Source organism: Cyanobium gracile UHCC 0281, assembly GCF_034931305.1.
GTDB classification, from domain to species: domain Bacteria; phylum Cyanobacteriota; class Cyanobacteriia; order PCC-6307; family Cyanobiaceae; genus Cyanobium; species Cyanobium gracile_A.
Window position 1 is genome coordinate 14,436 of sequence record NZ_JAYGHY010000021.1, and the last position, 23,842, is coordinate 38,277.

23 protein-coding genes are annotated in these 23,842 nt (G+C 67.0%); 14 read left to right on the top strand and 9 right to left on the bottom strand.

Annotated features, from left to right (window positions below; translation table 11 throughout):
- Positions 1-2: 2 nt before the first annotated feature.
- Positions 3-935 (bottom strand): DMT family transporter, encoded by a 933-nt coding sequence (locus VB739_RS08255; RefSeq protein WP_323356618.1) that lies wholly within the window; start codon positions 933-935, stop codon positions 3-5.
- A 179-nt stretch (positions 936-1,114) separates the two neighbouring features.
- On the opposite strand from VB739_RS08255, the gene VB739_RS08260 reads away from it, so the two are divergent.
- Positions 1,115-1,921 carry an SDR family NAD(P)-dependent oxidoreductase gene (locus VB739_RS08260; RefSeq protein WP_254991468.1) on the top strand — a complete coding sequence of 269 codons (807 nt, stop codon included), beginning with the start codon at positions 1,115-1,117 and terminating at the stop codon, positions 1,919-1,921.
- Between the two features lie 4 nt (positions 1,922-1,925).
- Here the strand turns inward: VB739_RS08260 and VB739_RS08265 are convergent, their stop codons facing one another.
- A complete protein-coding gene (locus tag VB739_RS08265; protein WP_323356619.1) occupies positions 1,926-3,353 on the bottom strand; it encodes an NAD(P)/FAD-dependent oxidoreductase in 1,428 nt (475 codons plus the stop codon).
- Positions 3,354-3,450: 97 nt separating this feature from the next.
- Between VB739_RS08265 and VB739_RS08270 the strand changes: the two genes are divergently transcribed.
- From VB739_RS08270 to VB739_RS08320, 11 genes are all read left to right on the top strand, one after another.
- The gene (locus VB739_RS08270; RefSeq protein WP_323356620.1) at positions 3,451-3,705 is read left to right on the top strand and encodes a Nif11-like leader peptide family natural product precursor; all 255 of its coding nucleotides are present in this window, start codon (positions 3,451-3,453) and stop codon (positions 3,703-3,705) included.
- A 116-nt stretch (positions 3,706-3,821) separates the two neighbouring features.
- Positions 3,822-4,319 carry a DUF2231 domain-containing protein gene (locus tag VB739_RS08275; RefSeq protein WP_323356621.1) on the top strand — a complete coding sequence of 166 codons (498 nt, stop codon included), beginning with the start codon at positions 3,822-3,824 and terminating at the stop codon, positions 4,317-4,319.
- Positions 4,319-4,942 (top strand): DUF2231 domain-containing protein, encoded by a 624-nt coding sequence (locus VB739_RS08280; RefSeq protein WP_323356622.1) that lies wholly within the window; start codon positions 4,319-4,321, stop codon positions 4,940-4,942. Before VB739_RS08275 ends, VB739_RS08280 begins: the two co-directional genes overlap by 1 nt.
- A gap of 13 nt (positions 4,943-4,955) precedes the next feature.
- Positions 4,956-5,894, top strand: coding sequence for a cytochrome c oxidase subunit II (locus VB739_RS08285; RefSeq protein ID WP_323356623.1), 939 nt, complete (start codon positions 4,956-4,958; stop codon positions 5,892-5,894).
- 4 nt (positions 5,895-5,898) lie between these two features.
- A complete protein-coding gene (locus VB739_RS08290) occupies positions 5,899-7,569 on the top strand; it encodes a cytochrome c oxidase subunit I (protein WP_323356624.1) in 1,671 nt (556 codons plus the stop codon).
- Positions 7,566-8,168, top strand: a complete 603-nt coding sequence (locus VB739_RS08295; protein WP_323356625.1) for a heme-copper oxidase subunit III — start codon at positions 7,566-7,568, stop codon at positions 8,166-8,168. The genes VB739_RS08290 and VB739_RS08295 overlap by 4 nt, the downstream gene beginning before the upstream one ends.
- A 3-nt stretch (positions 8,169-8,171) precedes the next feature.
- Complete coding sequence (locus VB739_RS08300; RefSeq protein WP_323356626.1) at positions 8,172-9,686, top strand: GMC family oxidoreductase; 1,515 nt, start codon at positions 8,172-8,174, stop codon at positions 9,684-9,686.
- Entirely contained in the window at positions 9,683-12,406 is a 2,724-nt protein-coding gene (locus tag VB739_RS08305; RefSeq protein ID WP_323356627.1) for an MGH1-like glycoside hydrolase domain-containing protein, read from the top strand. Before VB739_RS08300 ends, VB739_RS08305 begins: the two co-directional genes overlap by 4 nt.
- On the top strand, positions 12,403-14,043 hold the full coding sequence (locus VB739_RS08310) for a GMC family oxidoreductase (RefSeq protein WP_323356628.1): 1,641 nt from the start codon (positions 12,403-12,405) through the stop codon (positions 14,041-14,043). Before VB739_RS08305 ends, VB739_RS08310 begins: the two co-directional genes overlap by 4 nt.
- Positions 14,044-14,051: 8 nt before the next feature.
- Positions 14,052-15,338, top strand: a complete 1,287-nt coding sequence (locus tag VB739_RS08315; RefSeq protein ID WP_323356629.1) for an NHLP bacteriocin system secretion protein — start codon at positions 14,052-14,054, stop codon at positions 15,336-15,338.
- Positions 15,335-15,577: a hypothetical protein gene (locus VB739_RS08320; protein WP_323356630.1), complete on the top strand. Its 243-nt coding sequence runs from the start codon at positions 15,335-15,337 to the stop codon at positions 15,575-15,577. Before VB739_RS08315 ends, VB739_RS08320 begins: the two co-directional genes overlap by 4 nt.
- On the opposite strand, the gene VB739_RS08325 is transcribed toward VB739_RS08320, so the two are convergent.
- Genes VB739_RS08325 through VB739_RS08340 form a run of 4 tightly spaced genes read right to left on the bottom strand, consistent with a single transcriptional unit; the run spans position 15,538 to position 18,703 of the window.
- Positions 15,538-17,196, bottom strand: a complete 1,659-nt coding sequence (locus VB739_RS08325) for a TolC family protein (protein ID WP_323356631.1) — start codon at positions 17,194-17,196, stop codon at positions 15,538-15,540. The genes VB739_RS08320 and VB739_RS08325 overlap by 40 nt on opposite strands.
- Positions 17,193-17,432 (bottom strand): hypothetical protein, encoded by a 240-nt coding sequence (locus VB739_RS08330; RefSeq protein WP_323356632.1) that lies wholly within the window; start codon positions 17,430-17,432, stop codon positions 17,193-17,195. Before VB739_RS08330 ends, VB739_RS08325 begins: the two co-directional genes overlap by 4 nt.
- Before the next feature lie 5 nt (positions 17,433-17,437).
- Complete coding sequence (locus VB739_RS08335) at positions 17,438-17,710, bottom strand: hypothetical protein (RefSeq protein ID WP_323356633.1); 273 nt, start codon at positions 17,708-17,710, stop codon at positions 17,438-17,440.
- Between the two features lie 42 nt (positions 17,711-17,752).
- On the bottom strand, positions 17,753-18,703 hold the full coding sequence (locus tag VB739_RS08340) for an RluA family pseudouridine synthase (protein ID WP_323356634.1): 951 nt from the start codon (positions 18,701-18,703) through the stop codon (positions 17,753-17,755).
- Positions 18,704-18,959: 256 nt separating this feature from the next.
- Here VB739_RS08340 and VB739_RS08345 point away from each other — a divergent pair, with 256 nt between their 5' ends.
- Positions 18,960-20,654 (top strand): hypothetical protein, encoded by a 1,695-nt coding sequence (locus VB739_RS08345; RefSeq protein WP_323356635.1) that lies wholly within the window; start codon positions 18,960-18,962, stop codon positions 20,652-20,654.
- Positions 20,655-20,690: 36 nt separating this feature from the next.
- On the opposite strand, the gene ylqF is transcribed toward VB739_RS08345, so the two are convergent.
- Complete coding sequence (ylqF, locus tag VB739_RS08350) at positions 20,691-21,602, bottom strand: ribosome biogenesis GTPase YlqF (protein ID WP_323356636.1); 912 nt, start codon at positions 21,600-21,602, stop codon at positions 20,691-20,693.
- Positions 21,602-21,985 (bottom strand): universal stress protein, encoded by a 384-nt coding sequence (locus VB739_RS08355; RefSeq protein ID WP_323356637.1) that lies wholly within the window; start codon positions 21,983-21,985, stop codon positions 21,602-21,604. The genes ylqF and VB739_RS08355 overlap by 1 nt, the downstream gene beginning before the upstream one ends.
- A 140-nt stretch (positions 21,986-22,125) precedes the next feature.
- Here VB739_RS08355 and VB739_RS08360 point away from each other — a divergent pair, with 140 nt between their 5' ends.
- Positions 22,126-23,331: a phosphoglycerate kinase gene (locus VB739_RS08360; RefSeq protein WP_323356638.1), complete on the top strand. Its 1,206-nt coding sequence runs from the start codon at positions 22,126-22,128 to the stop codon at positions 23,329-23,331.
- A gap of 9 nt (positions 23,332-23,340) precedes the next feature.
- Here VB739_RS08360 and VB739_RS08365 read toward each other — a convergent pair whose 3' ends face one another.
- Positions 23,341-23,751, bottom strand: coding sequence for a hypothetical protein (locus VB739_RS08365; protein WP_323356639.1), 411 nt, complete (start codon positions 23,749-23,751; stop codon positions 23,341-23,343).
- Positions 23,752-23,842 lie beyond the last annotated feature (91 nt).

Genomic DNA, 23,842 nt, shown 5'->3' on the forward strand with positions numbered 1-23,842 from the left:
CGTCAGGCGCTCCAATCAGGGGTCGGTCGCGGCGGGTTCTGCCAGACCAGGCTGAGCACGCCACCGATGCAGATCAGCACGGTACCGACCACCACGCCGAGATTCGGGATCTGCTCAAACCAGATCCAACCGATCAAGCCAGCGAAGATCACGGACGAATACTGAAAGGCTCCAATGGCGCTTGGATCGGCAAAACTGTAGGCGCGGATCAACAGCAACTGGAAGCTGAGCAAGCAGACGGCCGAGGCCAGCACCAACAGGAGTTGATGCCACGTGATGCTCTGAAATCGCCCCAACATCATCAGACTGGATGTCAGACTGCCGATCGTCAGAAAATAGGCAAGCTGGGTGAAAGAAGACTCGCTCTTTCCCAGAGATTTCACAGCCAGAAACTCAATGGCGCAGACAAAGCCTGCAGCCAGGCCAAGGAGATCGCCGGGCTTGTCAAGGAGGCTCGCATTGGGCTGCACGACAATCACCATGCCGGCAAATCCCACCGCCAACGCCTTCCAGAGATTGGCAGGAATCCGTTGCTTGAGGACCAGCCAGGCCAGCAATGGGATGAACATTGGTGTCGTATTCAGCAGGACATTGGCATTGACCAGATTCACCAGCTTGGCGGCGGCCATGAACAGCAGGAAGCCCCCCATTCCCATGCCACCACGGAGCAGATGCAGGGGCAACACAGCGGTGGACAGATCGCGACCGCCGCGCACAACCAGCACCGGAATCAGCAGGACCAAGGCCAGAACGAAGGTGAGCCAGGTGAACGTCAAGGCGTCCATGTCGGCACCCACCGCCCGCGCGAACGCACTCTGGAGTGTGTTGGCCAGGAACGCTGCCACCAGGAGCGCCGCGCCCTTCGTCACCGAAGCGGCGGCCTGCCCATTCCGGTTCCCATTCCTGTCCGGCCCCCGCCACGCATCACCGTCCATCGGGCTGGTTCCACTCGGTTCCGCAACAGGCTAGGGGCCATGAGCCGTGATGCCATGGCCCCTGCTTTTTGATGGTGAGTTTCCGATGCTGACACCATCCATTCACTGGGCCTGATCGGTGGTCGTCCCTAGGATGGGCCCGTGGATGTCCCACCACATTCTTTTGCTGGCCCCACCCGATGACGAGCTCCAACCCCCTGGCCGGCAAGGCCCTCTCCACCCTGCTGCAAGGCAAGGTCGCCATCGTCACCGGTGGTAACAGCGGCATCGGCAAATCGATCGTCGAATACCTGGCCGAACTTGGCGCCAAGGTGGTGATCGATTACCGCTCCCATCCCGAAGCCACCGAAGAGCTGGAGCGTGAAATCGGCGCCTATGGCGGCAGCAGCTTCGGGGTTCAAGCCGATGTGGGCAAGCTCGATGACCTGCAACGGCTGGTGGACGCCACCGTGGCGAAATACGGTCGACTTGATGTGATGATCAACAACGCCGGCATCGAAACCCGCACCTCGATCCTCACCACCACCCCTGACAACTTCGACAAGGTGCTGGATGTCAACCTGCGCGGCGTCTTCTTCGCCACCCAGTTCGCCGCCAAGCAGATGATCGCCCAGGGTGGCGGTGGCCGCATCATCAACATCTCCTCGGTGCACGAGGACTGGCCGATGCCCGACAACACCCCCTACTGCTGCGCCAAGGGGGGCGTGCGCATGCTCACCCGCACCGCGGCCCTGGAACTGGCGCCCCACGGCATCACGATCGTCAATGTGGGCCCCGGCGCCGTGGCCACGCCGATCAACGACTCCACCATGAACAATCCCGAACTGCTGGCCAAGCTCAACGCCGCCATCCCCATGGGCCGCATGGCCCAGCCGGAGGAGATCGCCAAGGTGGTGGGCTTCCTGGCCAGCGACGCCGCCAGCTACATCACCGCCACCACGATTTTCGCCGATGGTGGCCTGATGCACAGCAGCCCGGGCCTCTGAGCCTTCAGGCCGCCGCCGGCTGCTCCGCCGAGGCCGCAGGGGGATCCTCCGCCCGTTCGGCCCGCTCCAGGCCCACCTCCACACCCATGTGCTGATCGGTCCGGCCGGTGATCAGCAGGCTGGCGCGCTGCTGGGTGGCGATCACCCACAGCCACTTGGTCAGCAGGGTGAGGCGGTTCTCGTTGGCGGGCATGAAGGCGAGGTGGGCCAGACCCCAGAGCAGCCAACCCACAGGCCCGGTGAATTTGAGACCCCGCAGATCGGCGACAGCGCAGAGGGGACCGATCACCGCCATGCTGCCGAAGTCGAACCAGCGGAAGGGGGCCTGCCGCTGACCGCCCAGCTGGGCCAGCAGGTCTTGGGCGACCCAGCCCCCCATCTGCACCGCCGGTCCGGCCATGCCCGGCAGGGGCTTGCCATCGGCCGTGTGGGAATAGGAGCACAGATCGCCCACCACCCGGATCTCGGGATGGCCGGCAATCGAGAAATCGGGCTCGACCACCACCCGCCCGCCGCGATCGACCGCGCAACCGGTGCGCTCCGCCAGCAGTTTGCCGAGGTGGGAGGCCCGCACCCCGGCACTCCAGCAGATGGTGGCCGCCTCCAGCACCCGCTCGCCGGGGGTTCCCGGTGCCGGTGCCTTGAAGGCCACGGTGAGGCGGCCGGCCTCGATGCTCTGCACCCGGCCGCCCAGCACCAGCTCGACACCGCGGGAGACGAGGTAATCGCCCGCCGCTTTGGACAGCGACGGATCCATGGCCCGCAGCAGCCGATCGCCGGGGTCCACGAGCATCACGCGGCAGAGCGCGGGATCCAGCTGGCGGAAGTCGCGCCGCGCCGCGTGGCGCATCAGCTCGTTGATCGATCCGGCCAGTTCGCAGCCGGACGGGCCGCCGCCGACCACCACCACCGACTGCAGAAAGCGACAGCGTTCGGGATCCGGCGTCTGCTCGGCCTCCTCCAGGGCCGACAGCACCCGCCGCCGGATCTCATCGGCGTGCTCGAGGATCTTCATCGGCGGCGCCAGTTCGCGCCAGTCCTCATGGCCGAAGTAGGTGCTGCCGGAGCCGGTGGCCAGGATCAGGCTGTCGTAGCGCAGGCGGCGATCGTTGAAGACCACCTCCCGGGAGGCGGCATCGAGATCGACCACCTCGCCGAGCAGCACCTGCACATTGGCCGCCTTGGCGAGCAACAGCCGCAGGGGCGTCGCCACGTCGCCCTCGGAAACCAGACCGGAGGCCACCTGATAGAGCAGGGGCTGAAAAAGGTTGAAGTTCCGCTTATCCACCAGCGTGACCCGCACCGGCTGGCCCGCCAGCCGGTGGGCCGCTTTCAGACCGGCAAAGCCTCCACCCACGATCACCACGTGGGGCCAGCTCTTCATCACGGCGTCGCTCGGCTCAAGCTCAAGGAAGAAGCGTTCCTTTGGCATCGATGCGCCGCTCTGGATGTCTGAAAGGTAGGGGCAATCTCCGGGTCTGGGAGCGCTGTCCTGCCAGGATGCAGAGTCCCTCACCCGCTGGCTGCCCGTGTCGCACTCCGCCCTGCAGGCCTTCCTCAGCAGCGCCGCCGCCGATGGTCAGTTGCGGCAGAAACTCCAGGCCGCCGCTGGGGTCGATGACATCGTTGCTCTGGCCAGCAGCCACGGCCACGCGTTCAGCAAGGCCACCCTGCTCAAGGCCCATGCCGCCGCCATCAGCAGCGCCCCGGACCACAGACTGGAAGCGATCAACAGCTGGGGCGACGCCCTGATGGAGGCCTTCGGCGCCAGCGACCAGGACTGAGAACGGTTGTCCGGCCAGGTCGGGGTACCGCCACAAAGCTGTAGCAAAAGATCACAGAGCCAGGCCAGTCGCCCGGGTCTGGCCAAGGTGAAGGTGCCCACCGTGGCCGGTGCCCGATGCAGCAACTGCTGCCAGCCCTCAACGATCACAACCTGCCCTGGATGGACACCCTCCATCCGATCGTGGTCCACTTCGTCATCGCCATGGCGGTGATCAGCGTGGTCTTCGATCTGATCGGCGTCGTGATGCGCCGGCCGAATCTGTTTGAAGTCAGCTTCTGGAATCTGCTCTTCGCCACAGGGGCCATCTTCGTGGCGATCATCTTCGGCCAGGTGGAAGCGGGCCTGGCCGATCCCTATGGGGCCTCACGCTCGATCCTCAACCTGCACAGCACCCTGGGCTGGTCGTTGGCCGGCATCCTGTCGGTGCTCACCGGCTGGCGCTACGTGCTGCGCAACCGTGACCCCGAGACCCTGCCGCTGCCCTTCCTGGCCGCCGGTGGGGTGCTGGCCGCGCTGGTGGTGGTGCAGGTCACCCTGGGCAACCAGTTGATCTGGGTGTATGGCCTGCATACGGTGCCGGTGGTGGCCGCCGGCCGTGCCGGACTGATCTGATGGCCGTCTCCCTGCTCCAGACCGAGGCCCCGATCCAGCAGCTGGGTGATTGGCTGGGCCCCAACGACCTGCCCTACAGCCTGCCGATCCATCCGAATCTGGTCCACTTCACGATCGGCCTGTTCGTGATCGCCATCGCCTTCGACATCGTCGGCGCCCTCTATCCGATCGAAAAGCGGGTGTTCCGCTTCCTGGCCCTGCCGATCACCCGGGCCGGCTTCCACGACGTGGGCTGGTACAACCTGCTGGCCTGCGCCATCGTCAGTTTCTTCACCGTGGCGGCGGGCTTCTTCGAGATGCTGCTGGCGGTGCCGTTGCCGGGCGTCACCAGCAGCATCGGGCTCCAGAGCATGGAAACCATGCTCTGGCATGGCGTCGGCGGGGTGGCGATCCTGGTGGCGATCATCGCCATGACGGTCTGGCGCGGCTACCAGCGCTTTCTGTGGCGCCGGGACATGGGCCGGCAGGTGCAGTGGCTCTACCTGCTGGTGGGACTGGCCCTGTTCCTGGTGATCGGCCTGCACGGCACCCTCGGTGCCGAGCTGGCGGCCGAATTCGGCGTCCACATCACCGCCGACCAGCTCCTGGCCAGCGGAGCCAATCTCCGCACCGCCCTTCCCTAAGGGCCCCCTCCCCATGACCTCCTCCACCCCACGCCGCCCTGGCCCCATCGCCCTGGCGGCCCTTGCCATCTGGATCGGCCTGTTGGCCTTGATCAGTTATTGGATGGCCGGCGAGTCCTATCGCTGGCTGCCGGTGCAGGCCTCCAATGCCGCCCCACTGGTGGATGGCCTGTTCAGCTTCGAAACCGGCGTCGGCACCTTCGTGTTTCTGGGGGTGGTCTCGGTGATGGGCTGGGTGATGCTCGTGCACCGCGCCGAGAAGTACGACGAAAGCGATGCCGAACCGATCGAGGGCAACACCAAGCTGGAGGTGATCTGGACCGCCATCCCCTTCGTGCTGGTGATGGCCATCGCCTGGTACGCCATTCAGATCAACACGGAGTTGGGGGTACTGGGTCCGATGGAGCACATCCATCTGCGCAATCCCCAGGAGCAGCAGGGGGGGTACCCCGGCGGCCGGCTGCCGGTCGAGCAGGTGGAGGTGATCGCCAGGCAATGGTCGTGGGAGTTTCGCTACCCCGGCCAGCACGTCTCCAGCACGGAGCTGCACCTGGAGCTGAACCGGCCGATCACGTTCCGGCTGGTCTCCGAAGACGTGCTGCACGGCTTCTTCATCCCGGCCTTTCGGCTCAAGCAGGATGTGATCCCTGGCCGGGCGATCGATTTCAGCCTCACCCCCACCCGCCTGGGCCGCTACCGCCTGCGCGACTCCCAGTTCAGCGGCACCTGGTTCGCCGCCAACCAGGCCGATGTGGTGGTCGAGACCGCCGATGATCATGCCCTCTGGCTGAAGCAGGCTGCCGCCGCCCCCCTGCAGAGCGGCCTCAGCGTCGCCGCTGCCGAATACACCGAGCAACAGACCAATCCCCGCGGCGGCTGGCCCACGGTGGTGCCGGCTCCCCCGCCCCAGGTCAACGTTCCCGGTTCCAGCACCCTTCCCCACGACGCCTGAGGCCATGACCAGCACCACCCTCTCCCCCGAACCCCCCGCCTCCTGGCGGCGTTACTTCGGCTTCAGTACCGACGCCAAGGTGATCGGTATCCAGTACATCGTGGTGGCCTTCTTCTTCTTCCTGGTGGGTGGCCTGCTGGCCATGATCATCCGAGGGGAGCTGATCACACCTGCTTCCGACTTGGTGGATCGCACCGTGTACAACGGCCTCTACACGATGCACGGAACGATCATGTTGTTCCTGTTCATCTTTCCGGTGCTCAATGGGCTGAACAACCTGCTGATTCCCACCATGATCGGTGCCCCCGACATGGCGTTTCCGCGGCTCAACACCGCCGCCTTCTGGCTGGTGCCCGTGTTCGGCATCCTGCTGATCGCCAGCTTCTTCGTGCCCAGCGGCCCGGCCACCTCCGGCTGGTGGTCCTATCCCCCGGTGAGCCTGCAGAACCCGCTCGGCCACCTGATCAACGGCGAGTTCCTCTGGGTGCTGGCCGTGGCCCTGTCCGGCGTTTCCTCGATCATGGGAGCGGTGAACTTCGTCACCACGATCCTGCGCATGCGGGCTCCGGGCATGGGCTTGTTCCGCATGCCCGTCTTCTGCTGGACCGCCCTGGCCGCCCAGACCCTGCAGCTGATCGGCCTGCCCGCCCTCACCGGCGGCGCCGTGATGCTGCTGCTGGATCTGAGCGTCGGCACGTCGTTCTACAGGCCCGAAGGGGGCGGCGATCCGGTGCTCTATCAGCACTTCTTCTGGTTCTATTCCCACCCGGCGGTGTATGTGATCATCCTGCCGGTGTTCGGCATCTTCTCGGAGCTGTTCCCCGTCTATTCGCGCAAGCCCCTGTTCGGCTACGTCTATGTGTGTCTCGCCTCCTTCATCATCGTTGGCCTGGGACTGATCGTCTGGGTGCACCACATGTTCCCCAGCGGCGTCACCCAGTGGATGCGCAACCTGTTCATGGTCACCACGATGCTGATCGCCGTACCCACCGGGGTGAAGGTGTTCGCCTGGCTGGGAACGATGTGGGGAGGCAAGATCCGGCTCACCACCCCGATGCTGTTCTGCCTCGGCGGCCTGTTCAACTTCGTCTTTGCCGGCATCACCGGCATCATGCTGGCCACCGTACCGATTGACATCCACGTCAGTAACACCTACTTCGTGGTGGGCCACTTCCACTACGTGATCTATGGCGCCGCCGTCATGGGTGTGTTCGCCGCCATCTACCACTGGTTCCCCAAGTTCACGGGCCGCATGCCCTACGAGGGCCTCGGCAAGCTGCATTTTCTGCTCACCTTCATTGGCGCCAATCTCAGCTTCCTGCCCATGCACCCCCTCGGCCTGATGGGCATGCCCCGGCGGGTGTCCTCCTACGACCCTGAGTTCGCCTTCTGGAACGTGCTGGCCAGCCTCGGGGGCTTCCTGCTGGGGGTGTCGATCATCCCCTTCCTGCTCAACATGATCAGCTCCTGGGCCCGCGGTCCAAAGGCGCCGCACAACCCCTGGAACGCCATCGGCCTGGAGTGGCTGCTGCCCTCACCACCGGCGGAAGACAACTTCGGCGAGCACGTTCCCACCGTGATCAGCCGCCCCTACGGCTATGGCACCGGTGAACCGCTCGTGGAGCACCAGAGCGAGATCGAGCGCGCGCTCACCCTTCAGGAGGCCATCCGATGAGCAGCACCCCCATCCCCCCCAGCGGCCCGTCCGGAGCCCACGGCGAAGGCCAGCACGCCAACCACAACCTCACCGGGTTCATCATTTTTCTGTGCTCAGAGAGCGTCATCTTCCTGGCGTTCTTCAGTGGCTACGCCCTGCTGCGCCTCTCCGCCCTCGACTGGCTGCCCGCCGGTGTGGACGGCCTCGAATGGCGCATGCCGCTGATCAACACGGTGGTGCTGGTGTCCAGCTCCCTGACGATGGTGGTGGCCGAGCATTTCAAAGGCAAGGGGAAGATCTGGCTGTTCCGGGGCTTCTGGCTGCTGACCATGGCCATGGGGACCTATTTCCTCTACGGCCAGGCGGTGGAGTGGAGCGGCCTCACCTTCGGCTTCACCTCGGGCACGTTCGGAGGCACCTTCTATCTGCTCACCGGCTTCCATGGCCTGCATGTGCTCACCGGCATCCTGCTGATGGGCCTGATGCTGGCCAAATCCTTCGTCCCCGGCAATTACGACGGTGGCGAAGAAGGCGTCATCGCCACGTCCCTGTTCTGGCACTTCGTGGATGTGATCTGGATCATCCTGTTCGTGCTGCTCTATGTCTGGAGAGCCTGAACCATGATCATTGACGACAACCATTACGACGTGATTCTGATCGGCAGCGGCGCCGGTGGCGGCACCCTGGCCGCCAGCCTCGCCGATGCGGGCCACACGGTGCTGTTGCTGGAGCGCGGTGGCGTCATGCCCCAGGCCGACCAGAACGTGGCCGAGGTGAGTCTGTTCCGCCAGCAGCGCTACCACCCCGAGGAGAAATGGTTCGGCACCGACGGTGATCCCTTCTCCCCCCAGATGGTGCATGCCATCGGTGGCAACACCAAGATCTGGGGGGGCGTGCTGGAACGCATGCGCGAGCAGGAATTCCTTGGCGTGCCCCTCCAGGAGGGGCCTTCGCCGGACTGGGAGCTGCGCTACGACGACCTGGCCCCGTGGTACGATCAGGCGGAATCGCTCTATCACGTGCATGGCGTGGCCGGGGCCGATCCCACTGCCCCTGCGCGCAACAGTGCCTACCCCGCCGCACCGCGGCCGGTGGAGCCGTTCCTGGTGGAGCTGCGTGCCGCCCTCGAACGCCAGGGCCTGCATCCCTACGACCTGCCGCTGAGCTGGTCCGATTCGGCGGTCGATCCCACCGGGGATGCCGAGCTGTTCGGCGTCGATCCAGCGCGCGCCTGCGGCGCCGTCACGGTCAAGGAGCGCGCCCGGGTGATGCAGCTGCACGTCAACCCCTCCGGCCAGGAGGTGCGCGGCGTCGAGGCGGAAATCGACAACCAGCGCTGGCTGTTCCGCGGCCACCAGATCGTGCTGGCCGCCGGGGCCATCGGCACCCCAGAGATCCTGCTGCGCTCCGCCACCGATCACCACGCCCGCGGCCTGGCCAACGGCTCCGATCAGGTGGGCCGCAACCTGATGAAGCCCCAGCTCACCTCGATCCTGCAGCTGGCTGCCGCCCGCAACTCGGGCCGCTACGGCCGCGGCCATGGCCTCACTGATTTCTACTGGGGGGACAAGAACGTCGACTTTCCGCTCGGTTCGATCCAGAGCGGCGGCGGGGTGCTCCAGGACGCCCTGTTCGCCGAATCGCCGCCGGTGCTCTCCCTGGTGACCCGGCTGCTGCCGGATTTCGGCCTCGAGCAGCTCGCGGCCCGCTCGATCACCTGGTGGGCGATGAGCGCCGTGCGGCCCGATCCCCACAACCGGGTCGCCCTGCGGGGCAACCTGCTGCAGATCCATTACACGGCCAACAACCGGGAGGCCCACGACCGCCTCGTCTACCGCTGGATCGACTGCCTCAAGGCCGTGGAAGCCGACCCCCTGACCCTGGTCGCCAAGGCCGCCCCCACCCACCCCCGCGGCGAGGCGCCCTTGCCGGTGATCGGCGGCGCCTGCGGCACCTGCCGCATGGGCTCGGATCCGGCCACCTCGGTGGTGAACCTGGAGGGCCGCAGCCACGAGGTGGCCAACCTCTGGATCGTCGATGCCAGCGTGCTGCCCTTCTGCCCGTCGGTGGGGGTGGGGCTCACGGTGATCGCCAACGCCCTGCGCATCGGTGCCGCCCTGAAGGCTTGCCTATGACGGCCAGCGTCCCCGCCCGCGCCGCGATCGACGCCATCACGCCGTCGGAAACCCGGCGCATGGCCGAGCGCGACCACGACGTCGCCCCCTGGAGCCTTTGGGGCAGCTACCTGAGCGAGCGTCAGTGGGGCACCGTGCGCGAGGACTATTCCGCCGACGGGGACGCCTGGACCTCCTTCCCCCACGACCATGCCCGCTCGCGCGTCTACCGCTGGGGCGAGGACGGCCTGCTGGGCCTCTGCGACGACCAGTGCCGCCTGTGTTTCTCGCTGGCCCTGTGGAATGGCGTTGATCCGATCCTCAAGGAACGGCCCTTCGGGCTCAGCAATCCCGAAGGCAACCATGGGGAGGATCTCAAGGACTATTTCTTCCATCTCGCCAACACCCCCACCCACAGCTTCATGCGGGCGTTGTACAAGTACCCGCAGCGGGCCTTCCCCTACGAGGAGCTGCGACAGGAGAACGGCCGCCGCGGCCGCGACCAGCCCGAGTACGAACTGGTCGACACGGGAATCTTCGACGACAGTCGCTACTTCGATGTCGTCATCGAGTACGCCAAGGCCGGACCAGAGGACCTGCTGATCCGCCTGCGGGCCACCAACCGCGGCCCCGAGGCGGCACCCCTCACCCTGCTGCCCAGCCTGTGGCTGCGCAACACCTGGCGCTGGGGCTATCCCGACGACGTCGAGCACCGGATCCGGCCGGTTGATGGCGCCGGCGATGCGGCCAGCGGCCCGGCGGTGGTCACCGATGGGATCCCCCATCTGGGGGTGTATCAGCTCGACTGCCAGGAGCCCGGCCGCTGGATCTTCACCGACAACGAAACCAACAGCGAGCGGCTCTGGGGCCAGCCCAACGCCACAGCCTTCCAGAAGGACGGCTTCCATCGCCATGTGGTCGACGGCGAAGCCGGCGCGGTGAATCCGGCCCTGCAGGGCAGCAAGGCGGGCCGCCTGCTGCAGCACACCCTGGCCGCCGGCGAGGAGTGGGTGGTGGAGCTGCGCCTGCACCGCGTCGACGGCCCCGAACCAGCCCCGGCGCTGGATGGGGAGGCCGTCGCGGCACTCTTCGACGAACGCGAACGGGAGTGGCTGGAGTACTTCGAGCATCGCGTCCCCGGCCTGTCCGAAGACGACCGCCGCATCCATCTGGCCGGCACCGCCGGGCTGCTGTGGTGCAAGAAGTACTACGGGTGGAGCGTGATGCGTTGGCTCGAGGGCGACCCCACCGGCACGCCGCCACCGGCCCAGCGACGTCACACCCAGAACGCTTACTGGGAACGGCTGCACGCCCACGACGTGATCTCGATGCCGGATTGCTGGGAGTATCCCTACTTCTGCCAGTGGGACCTGATGTTCCACGCCGTGGCCTTCGCCGTCTTCGATCCGGCGACGGCCAAGGAACAGTGCATGCTGCTGCGCAAGCCCCAGTACACCGCTCCCAACGCCCAGACCCCCGCCTACGAATGGGCCCTGTCCGATCCCAATCCGCCGATCGGCGCCTGGGCGGCCATGCGCATCTATCAGATCGATCGCAAGAATTCCGACGCCGCCGATCTGGCCTTCCTGCGCGCCGCCCTGCGCAAGCTGATCCTGGAGTACGGCTGGTGGGCCAACCGCAACGACCGCTCCGGCGACAACGTGTTCCAGGGGGGATTCCTGGGTCTCGACAACATCGCCGTGTTCGATCGGCGCTTCCCCCTGGCCGACGGCAGCATCATCGAGCAGTGCGACGGCACCGCCTGGATGGCCTCGCTCAGTCTCAACCTGCTGCAGATCGCCGTGGAGCTGAGCCGCGAAGAGCCGGAGTACGCCGACATCTGCGAGCGCTTCGTGGTGGATTTCGTGCAGCTGGCGATCGGCCTCAACAATCCAGCCGGCCGCAACTACCTCAACTGGGATGAGGAGGACGGCTTCTACTACGACGTCATCAAGAGGCCCGACGGCAGCGTCGACTACCTGCGCACCCGCTCCGTCTCCGGCCTGGTGCCGCTGCTGGCGGTGCAGAGCTTCGACATCGACACCGTGGCACGATTGCCGATGCTGGATGTCACCAACGGCCTGGCCTGGTTCACCCACGAGCGCACCACGCCTTCCTGGATGGTGCAGAACCTGGGGATCTGGCACAACGACCGGGTGCTGTTCACCCTGGTGCCCAGGGAGCGGCTGCAGCGGATCTGCGAACGACTGTTTGACGAGGAGGAGTTTCTTTCCCCCTACGGCATTCGTTCCCTTTCCAAGGTGTACGAACAGCACCCCTACACCTACACCGAAGGCAGCGAGAGCCAGACCCTCGCCTACAGCCCGGCCGACAGTCCGGTGGCGATGTTCGGGGGCAACTCCAACTGGCGCGGACCGGTATGGATGCCGATGAACTTCCTGCTGATCGAATCGCTGCAGAAGTTCGCCCACTTCTATGACGACAGTTTCAAGGTGGAGTTCCCCACCCGCTCGGGCCACTGGATCAGCCTCTGGGAGGCCTCCCTGGAGCTGGAGAAGCGGCTGGTGGGTCTGTTCCGCCGCGACAGCGAGGGCCGCCGCCCCTTCAATGGCGCCGTGGAACTGTTCCAGACCGATCCCCACTGGCGCGATCTGATCCTGTTCAACGAATACTTCCACGGCGACAATGGGGCCGGAGTGGGTGCCTCCCACCAGACCGGCTGGAGCGCCATGGTCTGCAAGATGCTCAACCAGCTCAACCGCTACACCCCCCCGCCATGAGCTCCCCCTCCCCCAGCGGCGCGATCGCCGGTCCGAGCCTGCACAGCTCGCCCCTGCCAGCCGCGGGGCAGCTGCAGGTGAGCAACGGTGCCCACTTTGACGTGGTGATCATCGGCAGCGGCGCCGGTGGCGGCACCCTGGCCCGCCACCTGGCCCCCACGGGCCTGAAGGTGCTGGTGCTGGAGCGGGGCGACTGGCTGCCTCAGGAGCCCCAGAACTGGGATGCCGAAGCGGTGTTCCAGCAGAACCGGTATGTGTCGAAGGATCCCTGGCTCGACAAGCACGGCAAGACGTTTCAGCCGGGCAGCCATTACTTCGTCGGGGGCGCCACCAAGATGTACGGCGCTGCCCATTTCCGCCTGCGCCAGCAGGACTTCGAGCAGCTGGCCCACTTCGATGGCACATCGCCGGCCTGGCCCCTGCGCTACGCCGACTTCGAGCCCTGGTATCAGAAGGCCGAGGAGATGTACCACGTGCACGGGCAGCGCGGTGAGGATCCCACCGAGCCGCCCTGCAGCGGCCCCTACCCCCATCCGCCGGTGGCCCATGAGCCGCGGATGCAGAAGCTCGTCGACGACCTGCGCTCCGCCGGGCTGCACCCGTTTCATGCCCCCAGCGGCGTCCAGCTCGACGAGGCCCACATGGCCTTCAGCCGCTGCCGCAAGTGCAACTGCTGCGATGGTTTCCCCTGCCTGGTGCACGCCAAGTCGGACGCGGAGGTGCTGGGCCTGCGGCCGGCCCTGGCCTGCCCCAACGTGTCATTGCTGACGCGGGCGCAGGTGAAGCGACTGCACACCGATGCCTCCGGCCGCACGGTGTGCGCCGTGGAGCTGGAGCGGGACGGCGAGCCGCTGACGGTCAGCGGTGATGTGGTGGTGGTGAGCTGTGGCGCCGCCAACAGCGCCCGGCTGCTGCTGATGTCGGCCAACGACCGCCATCCCCGCGGCCTGGCCAACGGTTCCGACCAGGTGGGCCGCCACTACATGTTCCATAACAGCAAGGCGATGGTGGCTTTGGCCCATGAGCCGAACCTCACCGTGTTCCAGAAAACGGTCTCGATCAACGACTGGTATCTCGGGGATGCCGACTTCGACTACCCGATGGGCAATATCCAGATGACGGGCAAAACCAACGGCACGATCATGAAAGGCTACGCGCCGCTGGAAACCTTCCTGATGCCCGGCTGGAGCATGGACAAGATCGCCCAACATGCCCTCGACTTCTGGATCTCCAGCGAGGACCTTCCCGATCCCAACAACCGCGTGACCGTGACCGGCTCCGGCCAGATCCAGCTCAGTTACACCCCCAACAATCTCACCGCCTCGGCGCGCCTGGTCAGCCGGCTGGAGGGCCTGCTGGATCGTCTCTATCTGCGCCAGCACCTGGTGGAGCGCCAGTTCTATATCGCCAACAGCATGGGCATCGCCGCCGTGGGGCACCAGGCCGGCACCTGCCGCTTCGGCAGCGATCCGGCCACCTCGGTGCTCGACCTGAACTGCAAGGCCCACGAGCTCGACAACCTCTACGTCGTCGACACCAGCTTCATGCCGACGATCGGCGCCGTGAACCCCTCCCTCACCGCCATCGCCAACGCCCTGCGGGTAGGCACCCACCTGGTGGAACGGCTGCGGGGCTGAGGGTGGCCATGGGCACGCCGGAGGAAGCGTCGGCGGGAGCGTCGGAGAAGCGGGTGCTGGTGGCCCTGGGCACCGCCTGGGCCCTGACGGCCGGGTGGTTCCTGTTCTGGCCGGTGCCCACCGAGGTGGTCGGCCGCGGGGTCGTGATCGTGCCCGGCGGCGCCACGGTGATCGATTCCCGGGCCGAAGGCCAGATCCTCAGCCTGCCGGTGCGGGAGGGCCAGCGGGTGAGCCGGGGCCAGACCCTCATCCGCCTCTACCTGCCCACCCTGGAGCAGCAGCTGCGCCGCCAGGAGAAGGACCTGGCCGAATTGATCCGCATCAACGCCGATCTCGACCGCCGCGACCAGGCGCGGCTGGCCTCGGCCCGGCGGCTGCGGGACACCGCCCTAGCCCAGCTGGAGGGCAACCGCGGGCGCCTGGACGACCTGCGTCGCATCTACGACCAGAAGGTGGCCGACTTCCGCCACCTGGCCCGCCGTGAGGTGGTGGCCCCCCTGGCCGGGGAGGTGGTGGCCAGCGAGGACCGGGCCATCCAGCTCGACAACAGCGTCGCCGAACTGGGCATCCGGGAACGGGAGGCCATCGACGCCTGGGAGAAGGTCCGGCTCGCCATCGACACCGAAGCCCAGCGGCGGCGCTTCGCCATCAATGACGCCCGCCGCGCCGTGCGCGTCACCCAGACCCGCCTCGGTTTCGACGGCACCCTCAGCGCCACCCGGGATGGACGGCTGCTGGATCTGCAGGTGGTGCGGGGCCAGACGGTGAAACCGGGCCAGCGTCTCGGCACCCTGGGGGGGCCTGAAGGGGACGGCCGGACCCTGCAGGCCGTGGCCTACTTCGCCCCGGCCGATGCCCGCCGCCTGCGCCCAGGCCTGGCCATGGAGGTGGTGCCGGACTGGAACGAGCGGGGCCGCTTCGGTGGCATCCGCGGTCGGGTCATCCGGGTCAACCTGCTGCCCGCCACCCGCGAAGACGTCAACACCACCATGGGCAACCCCCAGCTGGCGGAGGCCCTGGTGCGCCACGGACCGGTGATGCGCACCGAGATCGCCCTGCAGCCCACCGGCCAGCCCCCCGGCTTCGACGGCTACCGCTGGACCCTCAGCCGCGGCAGCAGCGTCTTTCCGATCCGCGAGGGGCTGACCCTCAAGGCCCACGGTTATGTGGAATGGCGCCCACCGGTCAGCTACCTGCTGCCGATGCTGCGCGACCTCACCGGCAGCTACCGCACCCTGCGCCAGCAGGAGCGCCAGGACCAGCCGCCCCTGCGGCAACGGGACGCCCTGCCATGACCAACGACGACGTCCAGCCCCCGAACGGCTGCCTGCGCCGCGAGCTGCCCTGGCTGGTGCTGGAGGCGGCCCTGCTGGTGGTGCTGCTGCACGCCAACGCCCCGGAGGTCTGGTTCTGGTCCGCGGCCCTGCTGGTGCTGCTGCTGTGGCGCTCCTTCGCCTGGCGCCAGCGCCGCTGGCAGCGGCTCCAGGGTGGTGATCAGGAGCCGCCCAGCACCAGCGGCAGCGCCACTGGCTGATCGGGCCGCTCCGGCACCGGCAGCAGTTCGCGCAGCAGCTGGGCGTAACTGACGTTGGCCAGGGTGGTGGACTCGGCCACCCCCTCCATGGCGCCGGTGAGCGTGGCCACGGTGGTGGCCACATCGCTGTAATCGGCCAGTCCGAGCTGGTAGCGGGCCCGCACATCCCGGAAGGCCTCCCGGGAGGCGCTGTAGGAGGCGCGGGCCGCGACGATCTGACGCAAGGCGGCCCGATGGTCGTAGAACGCGGCCTCGAGGCGCTGGCGGATGGCATTGCGCTCGCGGGCCAGGGTCTGGTCGGTGCGCGCCGCGGCGGAGCGGCTGGCGGCCACGGCGCCGGCGGTGACGCCGCCATCGAAGAAGCGCCAGTGCAGCTGCAGGCCCGCGGCCCAGTCGGCGCTCTGGTTGAGCAGCTGGGGAATGAGGGCCGAGCTGCAGCAGCCCTCCAGGCGGATCTCCGGCTGGGTGATCAGCCCCTGGCCGTAGCCACCGCTGGCCACCAGCCGCAGGCTGGGCAGCAGTTCGGCGGCGCGGCGATCGGCCTGGCGCAGCAGGGCATCGCGGGCGGCCTGCAGGGCCCGCAGCTGGGGGTTGTCGCGCCAGCCGCGCACGATCGTCTGCTCGAGATCGAGGGGCCAGGGCGGCTGCAGCCGCACCGCCTCGCTGGCCCGCAGGCTGACGTCGAAGGGCACGTTGATCAGGTTGCTGAGCTGGCGCTGACGGCTCAGCTGCAGGGCCTCGGCCTGCTCAAGGCGATAAAGGCTCTGCTGCAGGGCGGCCTCGGCCCGGAGCCGATCCAGCCGCGGCACCAGTCCCACCTGCTGGAGCGCCGCCACCTGGTCGCGCACCACCGTGTCGCTGTCAGCGACGGCCCGGCGGATGCGCTGCAGCTGGTCGGCGAGCTGCAGGCCGTAATAGGCGACGCTCACATCCAGCTGCAGCTGGCGCAACCGGTCGGCATAGCGCTGGCGGGAGGCCTTGAGGCTTTCGTCGGCCTCGGCGATGCTGGCGGCGCGGTAAGGGCTGATCAGCTCCCAGCCCAGTTCCAACCGGGCGGCAGCCGCCCCGACATTGGTCTGCACCACATTCCAGCCCTGGGGACGGACCAGAAAGGGGGAGTCCGCCGGATAGAGGCCGGCGTTGTCGGCCCAGACCTGGTTGTAGGAACGCTCCTGGCGGAAACCACCGGCCAGGTTCAGGCCCAGCTCCGGCCACCAGCGTCCCCGGGCCGAGCCGGCCAGGTCCTGTTGCTCGCGTACGCCGAGCACGGCGGCGGCCAGATCGGGATCGTTGCGTACGGCCACCGCCAGGGCCTCGGCCAGGCTCAGACGCTGGCGCCGCTCGATCCGCACCTCCTCAGGAGCTTCCGGTAGGGCAGCGGCGGCCGGAGCCGGCAGGTCAGGCGCCTCTGCCGTGCCGGCGCTGTCAGCCTCCGGGGCCGCGGGCAGCAGGCTGCGGTCAAGCCGTTCGAGATCCTGCTGGAACCCCTGGAGGCTGCGCAGCAGCGCCGGGGAAGGGGGCGGCAGTCGACGGGTCTGGGCCTGGGCCGGGGCCATCGCTGGAAGCACGGCTAGCGCCAGGGCCGGGGCCAGCCAGGCTCGGGTGCGGCACCGGGTCATGGCTGCCGGGGGCCCGGGGCTGGCGCCGCCTCCTTGGTGTGGGAAGCCTGCATCAGATCGTGGAGGCCCAGGCTGGTGCGGGCCAGGCATCCAATCGAGAAGCAGATCGCGGCACTGCCGAACAGCTCCAGCTGCGCCTCGCGGGTCTCGCCCTCGATGCGGGTCATCGCCAGCAGCACCACCCCGGCGACCAGCCAGGGCAGGGTGACGACCATGCCGAGCTGGGAACGGGTCATCGCCATCAGCGCAAGCCCAGCTCCTGGCGCAGCTGCAGCTCCAGCTGGCGCACCGTGTTGAACCGCGCCATGGCCCAGGAGAGCTTGCAGACACAGCCGATCGAGAAGCAGATCGCCGCGTTGCCGAACAGTCCCCAGGCGTGACTGTGCAGGTTGAAATCCTCCGCCAGCAGCAGCCTCAGCGCCATGATCACCAGCAGGCCGGCCACCACCCAGGGGCCGTACACCCAGCCGACGAAGAACTGATCAACGAACAGCCGACGCGGCGGCGGAGCCATGACACCGGGATCCGGGACTTCAAGTCTGCCGCAGCAACGCCGTCAGGACGACCGCCGCCTCAGGGCCAGCAGCAGCGTCTCGAACACCTCCGGCAGGGGCGCCTCGCACACCAGCCGCTCGCCGCTGATCGGGTGGTCGAGGGCCAGCCGCACTGCGTGCAGGGCCTGGCCGGGCAGCGCCACTGGAAGCTTGCGGCAGCGGCCGTAGGTGGCATCCCCCACGATCGGATGGCCCGTGTGGGCGCAATGCACCCGGATCTGGTGGGTGCGGCCCGTGTCGAGCTTGAAGCGCAGCAGGGCGAAATCGCCCAGGGCTTCGATCAGGCGCCAGTGGGTGCAGGCATGGCGGCCAGTGCTGTCCGAGACCACGGCGTACTTTTTGCGATCGACCGGATGGCGGCCGATGGCCCCCACGATCGTGCCGCACTCCGCCGCCGGCTGGCCGTGCACCACCGCCAGGTACTCCCGCGAGGCGATGCGCTTCTGGATCTGCACCTGCAGCTTGACCAGCGCCTCCTGGCTCTTGGCGACCACGATGCAGCCGGTGGTGTCCTTGTCGAGGCGGTGCACGATGCCGGGCCGCATCTCGCCGCCGATGCCGGGCAGGTCGGGGCAGTGGTGCAGCAGGCCGTTCACCAGGGTGCCGTCCTTGTTGCCCGGTGCCGGATGGACCGTCAGTCCAGCGGGCTTGTTGATCACGATCAGATGGGCGTCCTCGAACAGCACATCCAGCGCCATCGGCTGGGCGACCAGGTAGGGCAGGGGCTCCGGCGGCGGCATCCACAGCTCGACGGTGTCGTCGGTACGCAGGGGCGTCTTCGCCCGGCCCGTGACGCCGTTGACCCGCACGTAGCCCGCCTCGATGAACTTCTGGATCCGCGCCCGGCTCTGCTCGGGCCGCTGGGACACCAGCCAGCGGTCGAGCCGCATCGGCAGCGGCTTCGGGTAGTGGAGCGTCAACAGCTCCCCTTCGCCTTCGCCAAAGGCGGCCATCACGTCAGCATCGTCAGTGAGGCTCTCCGGACATGGGGCCGTCGGAGGGCGCTGGGGAGAGACCGCGCGGCAGTTTCGATAACCAGACGCCTGCATCACCACTTGGACTCCGACCATACGGTGAGCAGTCAACGCCGACATCGCCCGGATGTCCGGGTGGGCCGGGCACGAGCAGAATCAAAACCTGCAGGAGGGCGGGTCAACGGGTCAGTCCGCCACACAGCGTCTCTCCTCCATCCCAACCCCCGCCGGTGTCATGAAACCCAGCAGCCTCCAGCCGTGGCTTCACCAACAGCAGCGGCGACGCTCTGGCCATCGGTGGGAGTGGTTCTTCTGGACGCTGGTGAGCCTCTCGACGCTCATCTATCTGGCTGCAGCCAGAAACGACAACAGCTTTCATGATTTCCTCGGTGGGCGCTTTCCAGTCGCCGACGGATTCGACTGGCTCAAGGCTTCTCTGGATGCAGCCAGTGGCTACCGCACGGACTATGGGGTCCGAAGGCCCTGGAACCTCCCGTTCAATGTGACCTCCCTCTGGCTCGGTGACCGCTTCGGACCTGACCCTCTGGTGAGTGAGCTGGCCATCAAACGGCTCTTGGCGCTGGCGAGCATTGCCACCGTTCTGGCGGCACTCCGTCCGCGCCTGACACTGATCGCCACAGCGGGGCTTGGCGCTCTCCTGGTCAGCACCCTACCCAGATTTGGACCGTCTCCGTTCCTGGACTTCAGTGGTCAAGGCCTCGGCTACACCCACGGCTCCGAACTCAATGCCTTCGTCTTTGTGAACGTCGCCCTAGCGTGGTTCATCCTGGGGATCGATTCTCTCGAAGGCGGGAGATTCCGTGAGCACGCCATTCGAAGCGCCGCTGGCTTTCTTTTGCTTACCCTGGCACTGCAGGCCCGCCCAGGAACTCTGGGATTACTGCCTTCCCTGGTGGTGCTGTTGGCCATTGCCGCGGGTCTTCTGGGGTCCCAGGGGAAGCGCCCGTCCTGGGCCTGGAGGCGCATCCTCCCCATCGTTCTGCTAGCGCTTCTTGGCTGGTTGCTGATCTCGGGAGGACAGCTGGCACTGGAACGAAAGCTGGCGAGAACCGCCTGCGGGTCCATCGGCTCCAACTCGGGGAGTTCAATCATGGGCATGGCCACCGGCCAGACCTGGCGTGAAGCCCTGAAGGAGACCAACGCAACCGGACTGCCGGGATGCGGCCGTGATCTCTCAAGGATCCAGAGAAACATTGGCATCGAGCGCATTCGAAGCAACCCTCTTCCCTTTATCAACCTCATGAAGGGCAACATGGTCATGCTTCTTTCTCGTCCTTCGGTCTTACTGAGTTTGGCTTGCACTGGGATCTTGATGGTTGTCCTGGCCATGCAGAAACGGGCCCAAAGACAGAGAGAGGCCATGACAGATTCTGGAGGACTCCTGATCATCGGCCTTGCCATCTGTGGCAGCCTAAGCATCATCGCTTTTCAGATTCTATTCCTCAAAGAAGCCGGACTAAGGCCATCAATTCCCTACAGCATTTTCCCATTTCTACTTCTTGTTAGCACTGTCGACAAAAGTCTTACAGTCCTCATTCCTTCACTTTCTCCTGCAGCCATCAACGCAAGACCTGCTTCATTCGCTGCCCCCCTCATGACATTGCTTCTGGCTGTCTATCTGGCCATGGGAATGCTGATGATCCAGCGCCAGGCCCTGCTCAGCGCTGGCTATGGTCAGGTGACTGGATCCATCCAGGTCACTCCAGCATGGATGAAGGAATGGATGGATTACCGGGCCATCTCTCCGTCAATGGGCATCATGTACGACGTCCCAACCTCTCCAGAACTTGCGGCGATGATGGCCCCAGAGCGCCAAGGGGCAACGCCGTTGTGTGTTCATTACAGTCGTAGGGGTCTGCCTTGGGGATTGCCCTACGGAAAACTGACGATCACCCCTGGACGTTGCTGATCGAGATCGAGAAAGCCCCCCTCTCCCGCCCGCCAGTCAACTGTGGGGAGTGACAGGTAGCTCCAGAGAGATCGGCCCCAGCAGCGAACGGCGGAAATCATCGAGCAGGCGCTGGGCCATGCGGGCCGTGTCACCACTGGTGTGGCGGGCCGCGCTGGCGCTGAGCCAGGCGGCGGGGTCTGGATCACCGGGGGGCATGGCCACCCCATAGCGCCGCTCCAGCAGCCCGGCGGCCACCCCAGCAGCCGCCACGGGCTCCAGCTGGGGCAGCAGCTGCAGGAAAGCCAGGGCCACCGCCTCGCCGTCGTAGGAGGCCTGGCCGATGTCGTCGCAGAGGGCCAGCCGCAGCCCGGCCAGCTGATCATCGAGACGGGGGGGCAGCACGCCGGGGGCGTCTAGCAGATCCAGGTCCTGGCCCAACCGCACCCAGCGCAGGCTGCGGGTGACGCCGGCCCGGCGGGCACTCTCCACCACCTTCTGGCGCACCAGCCGGTTGATCAGCGCCGACTTGCCGACGTTGGGGAAGCCCAGCATCAGGGCCCGCACCGGCCTGGGGCGCATGCCGCGACCGGCCCGGCGGGCGTTGAGCTGCTCCCCGGCCCGGATCGCCGCCTGCTGCAGTTGTTTCACGCCGGTGCCCACTTTGGCGTCACACCACCACGGCACCTCGCCCCGCTGGCGGAACCAGCCATCCCAGGCCAGGCGGGCCGCGGGACTGACCATGTCGCGGCGGTTGATCACCAGCAGATGCTGCTTGCCCCGGATCCAGCGCTGCAGGCGCGGGTGCCCGGTGGCCAGGGGGATGCGGGCATCCCGCACCTCAATCACCAGATCCACCTTCTCCAGGTTGGCGCTGAGGGCCTTCTCCGCCTTCGCGATGTGGCCTGGGTACCACTGAATCGGTGGGGCGGCCGTGCTGAGGCGGACCGTGTCGCCGACGTCCGGCATCAGGGCACCACCAGCACCGGACAGGGCGCCAGCTGCAGCACCCGGGCGGCGGTGCTCTGGTGATCGCCTTCGAGGGTGATGCCGCGGGTGCCCATGACGATCACATCGGCATTGATCTCATCGGCCACATCGCCGATGACGAAGGCCGGCTTTCCCTCCCGCTCCAGCACCTCGCAGGCCACACCGGCGCCGGTGAAGCTGGCGCGGGCCTGCTCCAGCAGCTGGGCCACGGCGGCGGGATCGTGCATCACGCCCTCTTCGGCCTCTACCACCGACAGCAGCACGACGCGGCTGCCATGGCGCTGGGCGAGCTGCAGGGCGACGGCCGCCGTTTCCATCGTCTGGCGGCTCTGGTCGATGGGGAAGAGAACGGTGTCGAACATGGCGGAAGGCCCGGCCCTCTTGTCCTAGCGCCGACCGTTGCGGCCGCCAGGGAGCGGGGGTGGGAAGAACCGAATCGCGGCGGCGGCGGAGCGGGAGGCGCCGGAGGCTAATCTCCCCCCGCCTTTCCTTACACGTAACCATGGCGAAGCGATCCCTCTCCAGCCTCAGCGCCGATGATCTCCGCGGCAAGCGGGTGCTGGTCAGGGTCGACTTCAACGTGCCCCTCGACGACACCGGCGCCATCACCGACGACACCCGCATCCGGGCGGCCCTGCCCACCGTGCGCCACCTGATCGACCACGGCGCCAGGGTGCTGCTGGCGGCCCACTTCGGCCGGCCCAAGGGCCAGGTGAATGAGGCGATGCGCCTCACCCCGGTGGCGGCCCGTCTCAGCGAGCTGCTGGGCAAAGCCGTCGTCAAGACCGACAGCTGCATCGGCCCCGACGCCGAGGCCAAGGTGGCCGCCATGGCCGATGGCGATGTGGTGCTGCTCGAGAACGTGCGCTTCTTCGCCGAAGAAGAGAAGAACGACGCCGGCTTCGCCGAGAAACTGGCCGCCTTGGCGGACGTTTATGTGAACGACGCCTTCGGCGCCGCCCACCGCGCCCACGCCTCCACCGAGGGCGTCACCAAGTATCTGAGCCCCAGCGTGGCCGGTTTCCTGATGGAGAAAGAGCTGCAGTACCTGCAGGGGGCGATCGATGAGCCCAAGCGTCCCCTGGCCGCGATCGTCGGTGGCTCCAAGGTGAGCAGCAAAATCGGCGTGCTCGAGTCGCTGATCGACAAGTGCGACAAGGTGCTGATCGGCGGCGGCATGATCTTCACCTTCTACAAGGCCCGTGGACTGGCGGTGGGCAAGAGCCTGGTGGAGGAGGACAAGCTGGAACTGGCCAAGGAACTCGAAGCCAAGGCGGCCGCCAAGGGCGTCCAGCTGCTGCTGCCCACCGATGTGGTGCTGGCCGACAACTTCGCCCCCGACGCCAACAGCCAGACCACCGCGATCGATGCCATCCCCGATGGCTGGATGGGCCTCGACATCGGTCCCGATTCGGTGAAAGCCTTCCAGGAGGCCCTGGCCGACTGCCAGACCGTGATCTGGAACGGCCCGATGGGGGTGTTCGAGTTCGACGCCTTCGCCGCCGGCACCAACGCCATCGCCCACACCCTGGCCGAGCTCAGCGGCAAGGGCTGCTGCACGATCATCGGCGGCGGTGACTCCGTGGCGGCGGTGGAGAAGGTGGGTGTGGCCGAAAAGATGAGCCACATCTCCACCGGGGGCGGCGCCAGCCTGGAGCTCCTGGAAGGCAAGGTGCTGCCCGGCGTGGCCGCCCTCGACGAGGCCTGAGGCCCGGCGTCAGATGGTTCCGGGGTTGCCGGGCCGTCCTTCACCCCATTTCCCCTTGCGATCGCCCTTGCCCCACTGGGGCAGGGGAATCCCGTTGCGCTGGAACAGTGCCTGCATGGCAGCCCGATGCTGCTGACGCTGGCGCTGGCTGGTTTCACGCTGCTGCTTCATGCAGGCCCGCAGAGCTTCGCTGCTGGCAGCGGCGGAGAGACACCGCTCACCGGTCTGGAGGATGGCAATGCGGGCCTGATGATCGCTGATCGCCAGCCGCTTCTGCTCGGGGAAGATCTTCTGCATCTGGGCCGGCGTGGGCCGTCCGGCCTCCGAGGGGCCGCTCTGGGCCATGGCGACACCGGTGGAACCGAGGACCGCGGCCAGAACGGCGATCCGCAGGGGCTGAAGCAGGGTGTTGGCGGGCATGGGAGGAAGTGTCGTTAACGATTCCATGGTGACCGGCAAGTGTGACGGCAATCAGACTGACTACTCGCCAGCTATGACCAGATGCAACTGA

What these genes read in the sequence shown, in the direction of transcription:
- VB739_RS08255 (WP_323356618.1), bottom strand. Translation starts at nt 935, where the DNA reads ATGGACGGTGATGCGTGGCGGGGGCCGGACAGGAATGGGAACCGGAAT.
- VB739_RS08260 (WP_254991468.1), top strand. Translation starts at nt 1,115, where the DNA reads ATGACGAGCTCCAACCCCCTGGCCGGCAAGGCCCTCTCCACCCTGCTG.
- VB739_RS08265 (WP_323356619.1), bottom strand. Translation starts at nt 3,353, where the DNA reads ATGCCAAAGGAACGCTTCTTCCTTGAGCTTGAGCCGAGCGACGCCGTG.
- VB739_RS08275 (WP_323356621.1), top strand. Translation starts at nt 3,822, where the DNA reads ATGCAGCAACTGCTGCCAGCCCTCAACGATCACAACCTGCCCTGGATG.
- VB739_RS08280 (WP_323356622.1), top strand. Translation starts at nt 4,319, where the DNA reads ATGGCCGTCTCCCTGCTCCAGACCGAGGCCCCGATCCAGCAGCTGGGT.
- VB739_RS08285 (WP_323356623.1), top strand. Translation starts at nt 4,956, where the DNA reads ATGACCTCCTCCACCCCACGCCGCCCTGGCCCCATCGCCCTGGCGGCC.
- VB739_RS08290 (WP_323356624.1), top strand. Translation starts at nt 5,899, where the DNA reads ATGACCAGCACCACCCTCTCCCCCGAACCCCCCGCCTCCTGGCGGCGT.
- VB739_RS08295 (WP_323356625.1), top strand. Translation starts at nt 7,566, where the DNA reads ATGAGCAGCACCCCCATCCCCCCCAGCGGCCCGTCCGGAGCCCACGGC.
- VB739_RS08300 (WP_323356626.1), top strand. Translation starts at nt 8,172, where the DNA reads ATGATCATTGACGACAACCATTACGACGTGATTCTGATCGGCAGCGGC.
- VB739_RS08305 (WP_323356627.1), top strand. Translation starts at nt 9,683, where the DNA reads ATGACGGCCAGCGTCCCCGCCCGCGCCGCGATCGACGCCATCACGCCG.
- VB739_RS08310 (WP_323356628.1), top strand. Translation starts at nt 12,403, where the DNA reads ATGAGCTCCCCCTCCCCCAGCGGCGCGATCGCCGGTCCGAGCCTGCAC.
- VB739_RS08315 (WP_323356629.1), top strand. Translation starts at nt 14,052, where the DNA reads ATGGGCACGCCGGAGGAAGCGTCGGCGGGAGCGTCGGAGAAGCGGGTG.
- VB739_RS08320 (WP_323356630.1), top strand. Translation starts at nt 15,335, where the DNA reads ATGACCAACGACGACGTCCAGCCCCCGAACGGCTGCCTGCGCCGCGAG.
- VB739_RS08325 (WP_323356631.1), bottom strand. Translation starts at nt 17,196, where the DNA reads ATGACCCGGTGCCGCACCCGAGCCTGGCTGGCCCCGGCCCTGGCGCTA.
- VB739_RS08330 (WP_323356632.1), bottom strand. Translation starts at nt 17,432, where the DNA reads ATGACCCGTTCCCAGCTCGGCATGGTCGTCACCCTGCCCTGGCTGGTC.
- VB739_RS08335 (WP_323356633.1), bottom strand. Translation starts at nt 17,710, where the DNA reads ATGGCTCCGCCGCCGCGTCGGCTGTTCGTTGATCAGTTCTTCGTCGGC.
- VB739_RS08340 (WP_323356634.1), bottom strand. Translation starts at nt 18,703, where the DNA reads ATGGCCGCCTTTGGCGAAGGCGAAGGGGAGCTGTTGACGCTCCACTAC.
- VB739_RS08345 (WP_323356635.1), top strand. Translation starts at nt 18,960, where the DNA reads ATGAAACCCAGCAGCCTCCAGCCGTGGCTTCACCAACAGCAGCGGCGA.
- ylqF (WP_323356636.1), bottom strand. Translation starts at nt 21,602, where the DNA reads ATGCCGGACGTCGGCGACACGGTCCGCCTCAGCACGGCCGCCCCACCG.
- VB739_RS08355 (WP_323356637.1), bottom strand. Translation starts at nt 21,985, where the DNA reads ATGTTCGACACCGTTCTCTTCCCCATCGACCAGAGCCGCCAGACGATG.
- VB739_RS08360 (WP_323356638.1), top strand. Translation starts at nt 22,126, where the DNA reads ATGGCGAAGCGATCCCTCTCCAGCCTCAGCGCCGATGATCTCCGCGGC.
- VB739_RS08365 (WP_323356639.1), bottom strand. Translation starts at nt 23,751, where the DNA reads ATGCCCGCCAACACCCTGCTTCAGCCCCTGCGGATCGCCGTTCTGGCC.